The organism is Acinetobacter sp. SWAC5, from assembly GCF_003419885.1.
Taxonomy (GTDB): Bacteria; Pseudomonadota; Gammaproteobacteria; order Pseudomonadales; family Moraxellaceae; genus Acinetobacter; species Acinetobacter cumulans.
This window is the reverse complement of sequence record NZ_QUWR01000012.1, coordinates 98,859-115,501: the sequence shown is the minus strand read 5'-3', so window position 1 is coordinate 115,501 and position 16,643 is coordinate 98,859. Positions and strand designations below refer to the sequence as shown.

Annotated in this window: 8 protein-coding genes; all 8 read left to right on the top strand. The window is 39.3% G+C overall.

Annotated features, from left to right (window positions below):
• The first annotated feature begins 9 nt into the window (after positions 1–9).
• The 8 genes from DYI81_RS10455 to DYI81_RS10420 all read left to right on the top strand — a co-directional run bounded on the left by DYI81_RS10455 (position 10) and on the right by DYI81_RS10420 (position 16,633).
• Positions 10–6,642 (top strand): strawberry notch C-terminal domain-containing protein, encoded by a 6,633-nt coding sequence (locus tag DYI81_RS10455; protein ID WP_005028698.1) that lies wholly within the window; start codon positions 10–12, stop codon positions 6,640–6,642.
• Positions 6,643–6,954: 312 nt separating this feature from the next.
• The gene (locus tag DYI81_RS10450; RefSeq protein WP_087527699.1) at positions 6,955–11,397 is read left to right on the top strand and encodes a hypothetical protein; all 4,443 of its coding nucleotides are present in this window, start codon (positions 6,955–6,957) and stop codon (positions 11,395–11,397) included.
• A gap of 2 nt (positions 11,398–11,399) precedes the next feature.
• Positions 11,400–12,293: a hypothetical protein gene (locus DYI81_RS10445; RefSeq protein WP_005028694.1), complete on the top strand. Its 894-nt coding sequence runs from the start codon at positions 11,400–11,402 to the stop codon at positions 12,291–12,293.
• Between the two features lie 68 nt (positions 12,294–12,361).
• Positions 12,362–12,790 (top strand): hypothetical protein, encoded by a 429-nt coding sequence (locus tag DYI81_RS10440; protein ID WP_005028693.1) that lies wholly within the window; start codon positions 12,362–12,364, stop codon positions 12,788–12,790.
• A 9-nt stretch (positions 12,791–12,799) separates the two neighbouring features.
• Positions 12,800–13,600 (top strand): hypothetical protein, encoded by an 801-nt coding sequence (locus tag DYI81_RS10435; RefSeq protein WP_024160804.1) that lies wholly within the window; start codon positions 12,800–12,802, stop codon positions 13,598–13,600.
• Positions 13,601–13,625: 25 nt separating this feature from the next.
• Positions 13,626–14,588: a hypothetical protein gene (locus DYI81_RS10430; protein WP_005028689.1), complete on the top strand. Its 963-nt coding sequence runs from the start codon at positions 13,626–13,628 to the stop codon at positions 14,586–14,588.
• A 12-nt stretch (positions 14,589–14,600) separates the two neighbouring features.
• Positions 14,601–15,437 (top strand): hypothetical protein, encoded by an 837-nt coding sequence (locus DYI81_RS10425; protein ID WP_087527700.1) that lies wholly within the window; start codon positions 14,601–14,603, stop codon positions 15,435–15,437.
• 5 nt (positions 15,438–15,442) lie between these two features.
• Complete coding sequence (locus tag DYI81_RS10420; RefSeq protein ID WP_005028684.1) at positions 15,443–16,633, top strand: hypothetical protein; 1,191 nt, start codon at positions 15,443–15,445, stop codon at positions 16,631–16,633.
• Positions 16,634–16,643: the final 10 nt, after the last annotated feature.

Genomic DNA, 16,643 nt, shown 5'->3' with positions numbered 1-16,643 from the left:
AGGTTCGCTATGACTACTCATGATTTAAACGAAAAAATTAAATGGATCGACTTATCACAAGCTGGTGTATATCTCGATGTACGGCGTGTTGGCCAGACGGATAGCCAATTACTCTTATTGGACGTTCAAAAAAAACTATCTAAAGAAAATTTGAATAACATTGGTTTTACACCGATGAAGTTTGAGGCTTATCCTCACTTTGACGGTCACTTGTATCAATACAATTTGAATGAAACGATCAAACCAAGACTGTTTCATGAAGTTTTGGGTATTCCAAAAGAATTTATCCGTAGTGTGCTTGCGACTCGCCAAGAATTGCATGATTTGTTCAATGCCCAAGCAAAAACATTGGTGCCACAACGATTGAACGTTGCGTTGAATAGTGCAACTCCACTCGGTTATAACTCTGATGGCAACAAAATCTATGCTTCAGCTCATAACCGTTTTTACGTGAATGCCCAAGGTACGCAAATACCTGAAGGTCCTAATGATCAGCCGTCTAGTCTGTACTTACGTGCGACCAAGCAAAAAGATTTAAAAGAATGCTTAAGAGGCTATATCTATCAATTAGAACATGAAACAAAGAGCCATAATCACCAGGACTTTTTAAAGTTTTTAGCTCTAATCACGCAAGCCAAAAATGCTGACGTTGATGTATCCAAGGTAACAGATAAACAGATCCATACTGCAGAAGAAGCGCTTGAAACAGTGATGGTCGAAAAGTTAGGTGAGCTTGATTTTACTGAGAGCTCATTTAAAACGAGTTTAGCGTTATACAATCGCATGCCGACTAAGACCATGCGAAACAATACGATTCGTATGTTACAGCAATATTCGACTCCAATCCCGATGTCACTTGTGGCTCAGCGCTTATTGATTGAGGGTGATAACCGAACAAAACAAAACTTTTCCGTGCTCGAGCCAACTGTGGGTAATGGATCTTTAATCGGTTTATTAACCCAAGAGCGTAATGCTTCTGTCTATGCGGTTGAGTTAGATCCCAAACGTGCTGAACGTACAAAAGCACTGACTCAAAATTATGAATGCACGGTTGTTACTGCAGATGCTACACAAATTGATTTTGAGCAAACGTTTAAGCAAAAAGTTGACTATGTGATTGCCAACCCTCCTTTTGGTGCTATGGATAAACTAGAACGTGTTGCACCAATTTTGGTTCAACAGCGTAACGGCGTAGATCCAAACCCATTATTGGTAGATCCATCAGAAAACGTCTGGTTCAGTACGGATAAATTGGACCATGCCATTCTGGTTAAATCACTAAACGCACGAAACGATCAAGGGCGTTCAGTTTTCATTATTGGCTCAGATAAACAGATTTCAGATGGTACGGTTGAGCGTAAATCAAAGAATTTACTTAATTATCTCTATAAGCATTATGAAGTTGAGGCGGTTGTAGAAATCCACGGCAATGCATATGCACGAAACGGCGCTAATCAAAATGTTCGTATGTTAGTGGTAGGCAATCGTAAAAACGAACAAGCGTTACTACAAACTTACCAATCTTCTGTGGTACCAGATAAGTTGAAAGTCATTACGGACTATGACGAACTTTGGGGATGGGCTAATAACGTAATCTATAATCGTTTGAATCCGAATAAGGATCTATACTTCAAGCCAACTACTCCGACTCCAGTTGAGCAACAAGCACAACAAGCACCAGTGGTTGAACCTGTTGTTGAGGTTAAGCCTGTTGAAAAAGAAAATGACGATTTGTTTGCCAGTCTAGGTGATGAACAGCCTGTTTCGCCACTTGAAGATATTGCATCAAGTGTAACGCCTACGTCTGCAGTCACTATGTTTGATGAAGTCGTGGTCGCTAAAGAAGAAGAGATTAAGCAAGAGGAAGCTGTCAAACCAAAACCGATGTTTGGTCGTAAACCTAAATCAAAACCGAATAAAGTTTCTTTTGACTTCGGAACCGTTGAAGTTAGTACGCAAACAACCAGTTCAGATGATGATGTACCTACACCAACTGAAGCTACACCAACGTTTGAAAATGAAAATGACAATGATTTCGTGCCTGAGGTAAAGAATCCGCACGAGAACCAAAATCTGGATGAAGACCTTGACGATGACGTTAATCTTCAAGTAGGTGATACCACGGCGACCAATGAGGGTGAAACACCTGAACAAACACCAGCTGAAGAACCAGCGGTAGAGCAAGTAAAACAGGAACCGGGTTTAACTGCTGAAGAGATTGCTAAGTTAAATTCTGAATTAGCGATCGGTACTGAGCAAAAAGAAGAACCGACTGTTGAATCTGACCAATCAAATTTACAGCCGATTGTTCCTGTTCCTAATGCTGAAAACACAACAGAACCAACTCCGGAAAATATATACCAAGTTAAGTATATACCGATGTCTATGGCATCTGAGCCAATTGCTTTAGTGGCTAAAAACCAGATTAAAGCGATTAATCAGGCAAATGCTCAATTGACTACACACATCCAAAATGTATTAGGTTTTGGGGGTATCAATTTCCAAGCTGAAGTCGATAATGGTAACTACCCTACTCTTGTTGATGCCTATGTCGCTAAGAAATTGCAATATGACAATTTTGATGCACTAAAGTCCGCTTTTGCATGTGAACAGGTCGATGCGGTTGCCCATATCATTTTACGTTTTGACCAAAACTTACCTGTGCTTATTGGCGACCAGACGGGTTTAGGTAAAGGTCGTATTGCAGCTGCGTGTTTACGATATAGTGCGTTAAGAGGAAAGCCCCCTGTTTTCCTTACAGATACAACGCAACTCTTGAACGACATTTGGCGTGATATTGTTGCTACAGACAGTGACAAGTTCTTTAAAGATCCGTTTATCTTTAACTCGGATGCTGTGATTAACCGCTTTGGTACTGAAGAGGTTTTATTCACTGGCCAAGATCTACCTAAGGAAATTGAAGATATTCCAGCGCAACATGACTTGGTATTGGCAACGTATAGCCAATTTAACCGACCAAACCGGAAACGTGCGTTATTGACTCGTTTTATTAATCAAGACACTGTTTTGGTGATGGATGAAACGCACCGTGCAGCATCCTTGAAATCAGCTACAAGTCAATTTTTCTTAGATGTTATTGATCAGACCAATCTAATTAATTTCCAGTCTGCATCGGCAATTAAGAAACCTGAAAATCTTGAATTCTTCCATAAATTGTTCCCTCGATCCGTATCTCGTAATGACTTACAAAAGGTTATCGATAATGCAGATGGTCCAATTTTGGAGTTTATTTCTGAAGGTTTGGTAGACAGCTCTGCCATGATTCGTAGAGAGCAAGATCTCTCGCACATTACCATTCAAACCTTTGTGCCAACTGAAGAGGAAATTAAGAAATTTCACAATTACTCAGATGTTCTTTCTGACATCTTGACGGACATGGTGAAATTTTCTAAAGATATTCGCCTCGATGCGCTAGAAAACATTGCCAATGATGATGATGCTGTTGCCAATTTAGACTTTCATCAGGATTCAGACGATCCGAAAAACCGTTTAAGTTTGAGTGTGATGAACTTTGGATCTCGAATGTACCAGATCCAAAAGCAATTCCTATTGGCATTGAAAACTGACTCTACAAGTGATGCTGTGATTCAGGCATTACATGAGGGTAGAAAGCCCGTGATTGGTTTGGAAAATACGGGTGAGAGTCTATTCAACATTTTGATGCAAAGTCGCATGGAAGCGATTTTAAAAGCAGATACGGCGCAAGACGTTACCGCTGATTCGCCTGAAAAAGAAAAAGCGTTTAATAACTTCAAGTCGGTATCGTCAGAAATTGAATTTCTTGAAAATGAGCTTCAAAAACTCATGATCAAAGAAAACCGTGACGCTGGCGATGAAAAAGCAGCGAAAAATATTCAAAAGGAATTGACTAAGCTTGAATATAAGCGCGGTAGCTATCTGCAAAGTCAAATTTCTGTTTTAGATGAACTCCCACAATTCCGTGACTTGCTTGAAGTGATGTTAGATCGCATCGATGTGGTGAAAGCTGAAGATAACTACGGTAACTCGTTCGTTAAGAAGCTCAGTACGGAAGTGACATTTAATGAAAACGGCGATCCAGTGGTAAGTCCGTATAAAATCATTTTGGATCGTATCAAAGAAAAGATTCAAAAGTTCCCTGACCTACCTTTGATGCCTTTGGACGTACTACGTAACAAGGTGACAAAAGCTGGCTTCAAGATTGATGAAATCTCTGGCCGTCAGATCCACTTAACGGAAACAAGAGACGGCAAATGGAAGGTTAATAAACAAGAGAACAATACGACACAAGGTAAGATTTTGGTTCAATCAAAATTCCAATCTGGTGAAATCGATGTTGTTATTGTGACTCGCTCTGGTTGTACGGGTATTTCTCTACATGCAGCCAAAAACCCTGATCCTACAATTCCATCGGATCACTTGCGCCAACGTGAGTTGTTTTTCTTGCAAAAACCTGAGAACTCTACCGATACGATTCAGATGATCGGTCGTGTGGGTCGCCGTGGTGAAGAATCACATCCGATTATGACGACAGTAGATTCGGGTATTCCAGCAGAAACACGTATGCACTTAATGATGATGCGTAAACTGTCTACCCTATCAGCGAACGTCTCTGCCAACTCAGAAACCAAGTTTAACGAAAACGATTATCCTGACATGCTCAACTACATTGGCAACCGGGTAGCGTTGGACTATTTAAAAAATAACGTAAACTTGGCGAACACACTTGATATTGATATTTCGGATGATGAAAAAGGACCATCATATCGCACGGCGCAAAACTATCATGTGAACCAGTTGCTATCTAAACTGATTTTGATGCCGATTAGTCAGCAAGAACAGGTTTATCAAGACTTGGTTGTTGACTATAACGATAAGATCCGTGAATTAGACTTGTTGGGTCGTAACCCTCTCAAGACCAACTTTTTAGACTGGAAAGCTAAAAAAGTCCGTGAGTTTGAAGTGAAGGACAACTTCTTTACCGTGACTTCAGAAACAGAAGCAGCCAAGATCAATACCTTTGATCTACCTGTGCGTTTTGAAGGTCTGCAATACATTGAACATGTTGAGCCATTACGTGCTGACAATCTAAAACTCATGTTCAAAGAAAGTGATGATTATCTGGTGCGTCAATTTAAACGTATCAATGAAAACATCAATGAAACGGTACACGGACTACTACACTATGCCTATAACTTTGAGGCATTGATGTACCAAAAATATGAAGGCTTTGCTAAGCAAAAGTTATTTTTCAAAAATGGGCAAATGCGTGGTGAAGTGATTCGTGATTATCGACACGAAGTATTTGATCATTTCGGTGTTGTTGAAGCCAATGTAAAACACATTGATGATATTCAATTTCGTAAACCTGATGATCACTCTGCAGATGCTTTTGAAAAAGTAGCTGAAGCGGTTTATCTTGCCAATGATCCTATTTTGACCTCTAACTTTGATCGCATGTATCGAATTGTTCAGGATCTAAAATTCTTGGCTCGTTCTATGGAAAGGAACGAAAAAGAAGGTCATTCAGCGCATGGGTTATTGTTCCTTATCTCAAAACCTAGTCTTTTTGATGATGAAGTGACGCCAGATCACAAAACAGGTGCTTTGCTACGTCTAGACCTACCGCCGTTACGTGTAGGTGCAATCACACCGAATGCGGTTAAGCTTGATTTGGTTTACCCTGGTGATAAGAAGTCGTTTAAAGTTCCACTGATCAATTACACCATGCAAAATGCCAAGCAAGACTTGGATTGGGTAGCTCCAGTGAGTGAAAAAGGACGTATTATCCTAAAACGCTTCAATCCTGAATTTTATTCTTATGCTGATGTGAATAGACGTCATGTTGAGGATCGTCAACCCTTGGTGAACTTATTTACTGAACAAAACAATTATTCCCGTTATACGCGTACCTATTTTGAGAAAGCGCCGTCTGGTGATGTCACACGACAAGCGATTACCTTAACGGGCAATATGTTCAAGGCACATAAGATTGTCAGCTCACTAGATCTACGACATTCAACCGTTATATTTACCGATGCTGATGGTATGCGTAACCGTGCGTTATTATTGCCATCAAATACACCAACTGACTTGTTTGAAAGCTCTCTTGAAAACCAAGTGACGTTTAAGCAAGTTAAAGAGATTGCGAACTTCTTTAATCAATTGCCTGTAAACATTGATTTCAACCGCAATAACTATGTGGGTACTAAGGTTAATTTCCCGTACAAGAAAGCAAGTATTGAGTTCTACTACAACGGGTCAGACTGCTTTAATGTGACGGTGAAATCTGTTGCAAAACAGTTCAATCGCTTTATGTCGAATACCAACGTATTCCATGATCCTAAAGGCGGTAAAACAGATGAATCGTTGAACATCCACTTTACTGAGCCAGGCCGTAATGAGTTTAGATTTGCGCTTGATCTCAAGGATGTTGAACGCTTTGTTGACGAGCTGGACAGTACAACCAAAATTGAAGCTGCCTTTTTGGATTTAAAATCTAAGCTTCCTGATGGTAATGATTACTTTTTAAATGAAATTAACCGTATGCTTAATCCTCCAGAAGAGCCAGCTTATAAGGCTGAGTTACCTAAGGGTAAAACCTTAGATAACGATCAAGAAATCCAGCAATTATCTTTCTAAAACCCTCCCTTAAAAGGTATATACCAGACCATACGTGAATAACAATTACGTGTGGTCTAGTTCGTATATACCATGTATCATATCCGTGACGATCACATTGACGTTTTAAAAAACAAATACAGGTATTTTATGTGCAACTCTAATCCCTTAGAGGAATCTTCTAATAACTCAGATTTAGTGGATTTTGACAGTGAATTAGACATCACAACTGGTTTTAATTCTGACTTTAAAGAAGACTTTATTTGGAATGTTGATACAGATTCTAAAAAGGACTCTTAAAACCAGGAAGGCCACCTGTCATAAGGATCAAATATGGACCAAAGCCCTAAACAAGATAATTTTGACGAGCAAACACTTGATCAACTGCAAGACGGCCAATCATTAACTTTCAATGAGGGCCTGGAACAGTGGGATGATTTAAGTTTGGACGGCGTGGAATTTCAATCCATCCAGCCTACGCCACAACAAAACAATGTTGCACAAGATCAATCGCAACAATACCAGTCTGAACCATATCCCAATGATCCCCTATCTGAACCTCCATTAATGGAAGAACCGCCAGTCATGCAAGATGATGGGTATCAAAATAATCAGTATGATCAGTATGATCAGTATGAACAATATGATCAGCCTATGGGCGGTAACTCTGTACCTCCTGGGCACCCAGATTATGATTACGCTCCCCCTCTTGAAGATACTCGGTTGAACGATGATGAACCGATGTTTTTTGACGAAGGTGATTATGAGCGTAGTAGTTACCCGAATTACGAGAATGAACGGTCCATCATTCCTGAAAACACGTTTGATCTTTCCGCTGTCACTGTCAATGATTTAGCTGAACTTGATCCTGTTCTGATTGGTAAAGTATTTGATGCACTTGAGCAAAGAGAGCCAGCCAGTCAATTAGAATTCTTTGCAGACATCGGGCTTGATCTGCAGAATGATGATGATCTTAAGTTTATTGCGGCTCTGAATAAAATCCAGACTAAAAACGCACTGGACCAAGGATTAGGCAATATTGCTGAAAATAACAGTTCATTGCCAGTTGAAGACCGTGTTTATACAACTGCAGACTCTAAATTATACCTATCAGACAATGATCCTGATTTCCTCCTTTCCAAAGAAGAGAATCCATTTGAAGCCGTTCAAGTGGCTGAAAAAACCCTCTTTAACTTTGAGACAAAATCTTTTATCACTCAGCCCTACTATGGTTTAAGCCTGAAGGGTGCAACTAAAGAAAATGCCCTCAACTTCCTGAGTAATCGTCAATTCGCGATTGAAGGCCTGATTAACCAAAACCAAGTCGTGCGTGAAGCAAAACAGCAGATCTACAACGAAGTTACGGGTGCACCGAATACCTATTTTTCAGGTGAATTAACCGATAAAAACCAAATTAACGCATTGATGCGCCAAGTGCGTGACTTTTGCTTAATTCGTGGGATTGAAGCTGAAGAACTTGGCTTAGTGCCAAAATCTATCGTCATGGATCAATGGCGTGTGAATAGCGACCATACAGCTGCTCGACTTGAACAACTTGAGATTCACTATCTTGAATTCAATACGGACACGTTAACCAAGGAAGTAATTCAGTTATTAGAAACCCGTGAACATAGCGACCAGTTACAAGCTGCTCTACTTTTGAAAGAACATAAAGAAAATCAGAAGACTAAAGAGACAGTAAAGGAAGATGTTGAATCAGCTGATCCGAATGCACCAAAAGGTACACCAAAGAGCACATTAAACATTGCTGGTGGTCCACAAGACAAAGCAAGTTTGGCTGCAAGTAGCGTTGCCTCTAAAAGCTTTAAGGATATGCGAAATGAGGAAGGTAACGAACGTCCTCCTTTAGCGCGTGAAAATAGCCACGGCCATCCACGAACGGTCGCTGATGAACTCGCTGCGCTCAGTGCAAAAATGATTGCAGTCATGATTGAACTGGTTAAGAAAACAATCAAGTTGATCATTGCAGCGATTATGGCCATGTTCAACAAGAACAAAAGCCTTGATAACCTGAAAAACATTTGGGATAAACCAATCAATCCTGATGTTACCGTTAAAAGTAACCATCCAGACGCACAACAACCCGAACAGCTTGCCAATACAGCCGATAAATCAAAATTGACTGAACTTGGTAAGAATGCCGATATTTTAAAACCGATCTCTAAAGAGCAAATGTTGCCTCTTTTAAACGATCCATATACCACTCAACTGAATAAAGACCGTGACGGCGTTACCTTAGAAGAATTCGATCTAAATGTCGGTAAAGTCTATGCCATTGACGGTGAACAATACATCGTGATTGATGTAGTCGGTAAGGATTCTGTCGAAGGTGTTGAATCCTCTACCCCATTTATCAAACTAGTTAAAGAAGCAGATTTACCGCCTCAAGTGGAAGGTAGCGATGCACCTACCCCGATTACGCCGTTCTATTTAGAAGCGATTGAAGACAAAGTAACGTTTCTCTCAATTGAAGAACTGCATGAAGGCATTAAGTCTGAAAAGATCCATGAGTTTGAAGGTCGCTTTTTTGAACCCATTTGTTCTCAGTATTTAGAACAAGCACGTATGTTCCTTGGTGCCGAATATCCATTAGGGCAAGATCCAGAACAAATGACTGAAGAAGCCAAAGCTTCATACAAAGATCAGTTTATTCAACGTGCCTATCAATCAGGTCAAATGATTTCGGATCAAGTAAAGAAAGCCAAATCTAAACTTTCAAACCTTTTGGGTAAGTTTAAAGGCAATACTGCAGAACAGTCGGCAACTCAATCAGCACCGCAAAGCCAAGACCAAAACAATGACGGTAAACCAATGAACCCTTATGACAGTATTTATGTTGATCATGATTCTGACTTAGAAGCATTCTTTAAAGACCGTCACAACAATGTTTCTAATGCTGAAATTGAACAGTTTGTCGGTATGGTTTATGAAGATGAAACAACCCAAACCAATATGGTTGTTTTGGATATAGCTTCCGATAATCTGGATAAACGTGCGATCGTTGTGCCTCTTTCGGTGATTGAAGATCTCGAAAATATCACTGAAAAAGATGTGCTTTATCTTAAAGACATCGTGAATGAATCCTCTACCGTTCCACTGTATGAGCTGGAGTCTGTCGAGCCGATAGACGAGTTAAATACGCTTGGTAAATTTTCAAGCGAATACTTAGACAAGCTCAAAGCCGATACCATCAACAATACTGCAGAACAGACTAATACTTACGCCAGATCTGCCGAACGTGAACTTGAACTTTCAAAAATGATTTTGGAAGGCAAGCTCAGTGTTGTAGGTGCTATGGTGAAAACGGATTACGGTCAATTCGTGGTACTGACTTCAGATTCGGAAGGTCATAAATCAATTGCACCCGAATACAACGCCGTGGCCATTACCAACCTTGATCGTCAAATTACCACGGAAGATATTATTAATGCCGGTATTACAACGATACCGCGTAAAGATATTTTAGAGTGGAATACTGTCACGGCGCTCAATGAAGAATCTGCCAATCAGGTGACTTATTTAGATCCTGAAGTTTACCAAGCAGTAAGTAATGCAATTCATCAAAATCGCGAAAAAGAATTGATTCAAACCTTGAGTACGTTACAACCCTCTGCAGCACTCAATAGCATCGGTTCAAAAATCATTACGCAAGATGGCAATACATATATTGGTCTATGCGCCAAAGATGATGGCAAATCAGGCGAGTACTACGCCGTAAAAGCTCCAGATAATCAACTCTCCCCGATTGGTGCAAGCTATATCAATGATGTTGGTGTTGAAGTCATTAGCCGTAGCCAAATTGCTGAATTTCAGAATGCGGAAAATAATCAGCAACAACTAATCAGCCATGATGTGTTTGTTACATTGCTAAATGCAGTCAATAACAGCAATGAACAAGAAGTACTTCACCTCTTCTCTAACTTGGACCAGGTGAAACAACAAATTAAAGATTCGTTATTCAGCGAAAAGGAAAGTGAAAAAGTGATTGAACAAAATCAATTTATTGAACAACTGAAAAACAATAACCTTGTGAAAGCCGATCACATTAACGCGCTTAATCAAATTGCTGATCAGATTCAAAATACGCAACTGAAAAATGTTGTTAAAGGTATGGCCTCAACCGTTGTTGCGCCTGAAAACTCTCAAAACGAGATGTATGTTCAAAGCTTTCTACATCTCAACCAACGCCTAGACACGTTACAACAAGATTTAAAGCTTCAAGCAGCATCAAATCTTATGAATGCTGAATATAAGCAACTTTTTGAATGTATGGATGATCATCTAGTACTACCTACTGCGTATGGTGATGCCAAGTTTGTAAACCTTAATAGTGTTGAGCCTCGTATTGTTGAATTTAGAAACTCGGCTGAAACAGGTCAAATCTTTGACAGCTTCAACGCCGTGATTGCCGAAACAGGAAACGTGGAAATTGCGCTTCAGCACTTAAAGCAAGAGATCTTAACCGATCACTATATCGCTGCGATTCATGAGGATGTGAAGTTACACCGTCTAGAACAGCAAGACATGGAAAAAATCAAAGAAGTGAATCAGATCCTTGAAGCTGATTTTGATAAAACTGGCCTACGCTTAGAAGCGCTCCAAGATGGTTTGAATCTCAATACTAAAAACTACTTAGACCAAGTAAAGCTTGAGAAAAATACGACATCTCAATTTTTGAGTGACCTTGATAAGCATATAGATTTAGAAGTCGCACGTAGAAACGATCATGACAATGATCAAACATTGGGGCGTTAATCATGGATCTCTATAAAAACGTAACTGGCGACATCGATGCGATGATTACTTTTGATAAAATCTTAGGTGGTTTTGGTCAAAATACAGTGAATACCACGCGTGAGCGTGTTCAAATCAACTCTAAGCATGAAAAGGTAGAGCGTGAGATTGAAGGTGCCAGTCCGTACCTTAAAAGCGATTATGAGCTATTTGTCGAGCATCACAATATGTTGATGCAAGAGTATCGGGCAACTCAGCTACATTTACGCAATATCTTAGAAAAGAAAAATGAGGTTAAAAGCATTCAAAAGCTTGCGGATCTCTGCGAACGGCACCAGTGCTCCAACATCGCTCAATTATTCGTTGAAAAAAATGAAGATGAATATGTATTGCAATGCTTTCAAGACTTTCAGCAAGACTTAGAAAACAATAATGCTCTCCGAAAAGACTTTAATCACTTTTCAGACTCGTTTGAAGCCTACCGATACAATATGGAGATCTGTAATAAGCTTTCTGGTATCGATCAGCCGTTTACCCTTGAACGTCCGAATGACAGACAGTTGAATTTCGTTATCCATAGTCATGAAAACATCAATAAAACATTGTTGGACTATCAGGCGAAGATCATTGAGCAACAAACAACTGTAGACCAGCTCAAGCAAGATGCTTCCTATACTGCCCTATTTCCGATCGCAACCAATGATAAGAACATGTTCTCAATTGCAGCGACCGAAGTTTATGTAGAACAGTCACCAAAATATCAAGACTATCTTAAGGTCATTAAAAATGAGCTTAAGAACATAAACGAAACGGGTAAAAATACGTTTAGTCAGCATTACAAAGATACTATTACGCAAAGCAATCTTGAAAACGTTAAAACTAAAGAAAGCGCTTCAACTTATAGCAATGGGTTTTAATTAACTTTAAATAAAAACATTTAGGGTGTTTTAAGATAGAATCTAAATACCCTTTAATGGAGTTAAACATGATTCAAACTAAAATCACTGAACCGACAAGAACGCCGTTTAATCCTCATGGTTTTGCAGATGCAACGCCTTTACATGCGTTTTACTTGGAATTATTAGAAAAGGGATTAATCCATAAAGCTCTTGAAGAAGGTAATTTGGAATTTGAAAACCAAAACTTGTTCATGACGATCGATTGGGAATCAATAGACGTTCAAATGGATGCTTATACGTTTGATGTGAAATTAGATATTGTATGTGGCGTCATACTTGATGAACAAAAAGTCACGAATAGCATTCAAGTGTTTATTAATGAGCAAACTTTGTTTATAGCTTCAGCTAAAACCTTTAACCCTAAATCTGGTCTAACGCAAAGTCTTAACTTTGATATTCCTTTACGTGTTTTAAGTCAAATGGGCTATTACGCCCTACCTCTCAAAGAGGACTAAATCGTGGGAATGAGCATAGAAAGCCAAAACATAGCATTGTCTCAAGAGCCTACAACCTTTGTACCAGAAGCTTTTGTACACTCTATTAACTACTTTTGTCAGACCTTAGAGAACACTTTTCATTTTGATAAGCGTTCACTCAATTTCTTTGAACCAGGTACACCAAAAGAATACGGCTTGTATCTTACTGAACAGCATTGCCTTGTTTTTTTGAATGCTTGCAGTAGTGGCTATCTTGGCGAAACACGCAAAGTTACCAGCTTCACCGCTTTTGTGCTTTTAAATCAAAAAAATAATGAATCTGAAATGCTCGACATCACGTTAAACGATCCAAAACGTGTAGAGGAACATTTCAAAACTGCGTCTAAAGATCAGATCAATATTTACTTAAAGAACGTGCATGAATTAAGTAATTTTCTGAAAAATAAGTACTCGGATTCAGGTTTTTTAAAAGATATTGTGACTGAGGAAGGTTTTTCTAAAACCCTAAAGCCATCGGTTTTACAGGAATGCTTAAAAGAGGAAGTAGAGCTAATTAATACTTTAATGTGTTTGGTTAGTACTCAGTTTATATATATTACGACAGCTATTATTTTTAAGCGTCCTATTTTAAAAGAATTCATAAAACTATGTTTAACCAATGAGAAGTATATACTACAATATGGTGAAGAATGGTATTATGATTCTATATATAAGTTCGCTAAAAGGATATATGAGTTAAAACACCTTATAGCTACCTTATATTTAAGTAGTGAAGCTGTAGTAAAAGATGTTGTAGTGCTTTGCGAACTTGCTTCTAAAAAACATTAATCATAACTCTTTTAAAGGGCTAGATATGCGTAACAATCACAAGAAAGCTAAAAGGCTACAACAAGTTCGGGGCAAGACTTTAAGGACTAACCCTAATCTACAAAATGTTAAGCCAGCTTTTAAAACTAAAAGTGCTTTAAGCATTTTTGTTGCTACCGTTATTGGGTGTTCAAGTGCTATTGCAGTTCAACAAAGTTCCGTTGCTTCTGTTACCAGTAATACTCAAAACATGGGTAACTTAAACATCGCAACATCATCGACCATTGCAAGTAGCTCTGGTGGTGATACGCCTTTGTCGAATTCAAATAGCGGATATTATTCGTCTACCAGTTCTAATTCGTCATTCAACTCTACTGCTGCTGAAAACAACTTCATGGCGGTTAAAAAAGGTGAACAAGCAGCTGCTCAAAACATTCAAACCAATATTGAATCATGTGCAACTGATGGGATCGGTAAAGTCGTTAAAGACAACTTAGATCTACAAATGACGGTTTGGGGTCGTCCAATCGATATTAACAAAATGTTCAGTCCAGCTAGTCAAGGTGGCTGTTTTGCTGACATCGGTAAAATCATTGACCTTTCTGTGACTATTCCATCACTTGATACAATCATCAATGCAGCGCAACAAATGGTTGTCGATTACGCGACTAAAAAAGCGTGTGACGCAATGAAAACTGCAAGTACTGAACTTGTTGGCCCATTGAATGATGTTATAGGTGAAATCAACAAAGCGGGTCAATATACTGATGTATCGGGTGCGCTTGGTACTGCTGTGAATGGTCAACTTGGTAAACTTGATCCTGGTCTAGTTATGCCTAGCGGTGCTTTTGAGGGTGGAGATACTTATACAATCAATGGTAGTAGCTCGACTAGTCCAGTTTCTTATTCAACTGATCAAAAAGCCAGTACTAGCACACCGTCTAACGCAAAAACTTCAAGTTCAGAATCTACTTCTGTCACCCAATCAATTAAAGACTTTTTCTCTTAAGTTGGGGGTGGTATGAAAAATAGAAATAATCTGCGTAAAAGAAGAATTACTGTTAATCAGTTTTCACCTGTTAAAGCAATTGCGGTGGGTACTTTAACGGTTGGTCTATTATCCGTACCACTTTTTACCAATGCTTTTAGTCTTGGCACTATCCTTTCTGAGCTTGCAATACAAGCTCAGCAATTGATGGTACGTTCTGCTGTGCGTGTATCTACTCAACAAACAGCGGTCAGTGCAAATCAAATTGTTGATAACCAAACGCGTGATTCAGAAATGATCGTTGCTGGTATTCAAAGTGTCGATAAAAATATTGAGATCAAAAAAGCGATTTTAAATTCTGATACGAATGCTGCCCTCCCTGATTCAGCTTTTTGTACGGCTCTTGAAGAACGTGAACAAACCGATCTCAATAGAAACTTAAAAGACTTTAACGTTTCTAAATACATGCAAGATGTTTCAGGGAAACTTTTCTCAAATTCAACAGATGAAGCAACCTCACCATATGCGTTTCACTTGGCGACCTCGTGTGGCGTAGAAGAAGCAAAAATGGGTGTCTGTAATTTGATTCCAAATGGTCTGCAGTATGGCGACATTGATACTGCTTTTGTTTTTTCTCGTTCTCGACTTTCTGAACAGCAAGCGACTGTTGCATTGAACTACTCGTCAATTGCATCTAACAACGTTGTTCCAGTCGGATTGATGGAATGCTCTTCATCAACTTGCGTTGATTTTCAAAATAAATACATGGCTGGAAGTACTCTTTCATCACTGGCTAACTATTCGGTGGCTAATAATGTGATGCAACGCACTACACCAAACTCCAATGCTTCAGCCAAATTCTTTGAGTAATGACTATGAGAAAGCGTAAAAATACTTTAAGACAGCCTAAAGGAAAATCAAAGTTTGTACCTGTCATTTTAGGTGCAACTTTGGTGATTAGTAGTCCTGTTTTTGCTGAATGGGCTACGGTTGGTTTGGGTACGATTATGAGCGAGATGTCTTCTCAGATTCCTAAGCATGCAAGCAACCAAGCAAATGATATTCAACAAGTATCTCAAAGTACCCGTAGAAAGTTAGATGATTCGACTGAAAACATCGTTGCAGCGCTTAAAGTTGCGGTGAAGCAAAAGGCGCAAGCTGCTAACCAAATTACCGATGCGACAACTAAAAACACCCAAACTATTGCCTCTGGTATTCAAGCGCTTTTACAGTCAGATACCATGAAAAAAGCACAATTTGCTTATGGCGCCAATACTGGTCAAGGCTTTAAGTCTTGTGAGGTTTTGGCTGAAAATACAAATATGTCGAGTGCATCTGGTCAAGTGATTGATCAAGCAGCTGATATGGCGACTCAAACTTCTCAAGTCGGCGGTAAATTAGTTGGCTCTCAACAGGAAGTGATTAATCAACGCCTAAACGTGCATAAAGCTGAATTCTGTACGGTTGCTGAAGCACAAGCTGGTCAATGTACGTTGTCTAAATTACCGGGTGGCGATACCAATGCTTCCCTACTGTTTAAGTCTGTTGCACCTGGCTCAAAAGAAGCTCTTGCAAGACATTACGTGCGTGAAAACATTTTAGGTACACCAGATAAATCATTGTCTAATGCAACGGCACGTACTCCAGCTGGTCGAGATTATTTGCAAGCAACCAACCAAAAAACAGCTTTACTTGCTATGCCAGCGTATAGCTTGGCGGTTATTGACGCGCAAAATACAAAATCATTCAAAGATATTGACGGCAAAATGGTGTCTGCCAACGATTTGATCGACCAAACAATCGCACGTTACTACGGTGGTCCTGAAGCTAAAAAATGGCAAATGGCGATGGCGATGCAAGATCCACGCGGTCTACTTAAAGAAGCCAATATCATTAACGGCGTTTCTGTTTATTTAGATCTTCAAACTTACAAGCAAAGTTTGCGTGAAGAAGGTTTATTGTCTGCATTACTTTTAGCGAAATCTCAGCCGATAAAAGATGATGTGAAAACGAAATACGGCCAGTCAGTGAAAGTTAAGCTTTCACAAACTATGCCTCAATTTTAAGGAGACTAAA

Excerpts from the sequence above, each read along its gene's own strand:
- DYI81_RS10455 (WP_005028698.1), top strand. The coding sequence starts at position 10 with ATGACTACTCATGATTTAAACGAAAAAATTAAATGGATCGACTTATCA.
- DYI81_RS10450 (WP_087527699.1), top strand. The coding sequence starts at position 6,955 with ATGGACCAAAGCCCTAAACAAGATAATTTTGACGAGCAAACACTTGAT.
- DYI81_RS10445 (WP_005028694.1), top strand. The coding sequence starts at position 11,400 with ATGGATCTCTATAAAAACGTAACTGGCGACATCGATGCGATGATTACT.
- DYI81_RS10440 (WP_005028693.1), top strand. The coding sequence starts at position 12,362 with ATGATTCAAACTAAAATCACTGAACCGACAAGAACGCCGTTTAATCCT.
- DYI81_RS10435 (WP_024160804.1), top strand. The coding sequence starts at position 12,800 with ATGAGCATAGAAAGCCAAAACATAGCATTGTCTCAAGAGCCTACAACC.
- DYI81_RS10430 (WP_005028689.1), top strand. The coding sequence starts at position 13,626 with ATGCGTAACAATCACAAGAAAGCTAAAAGGCTACAACAAGTTCGGGGC.
- DYI81_RS10425 (WP_087527700.1), top strand. The coding sequence starts at position 14,601 with ATGAAAAATAGAAATAATCTGCGTAAAAGAAGAATTACTGTTAATCAG.
- DYI81_RS10420 (WP_005028684.1), top strand. The coding sequence starts at position 15,443 with ATGAGAAAGCGTAAAAATACTTTAAGACAGCCTAAAGGAAAATCAAAG.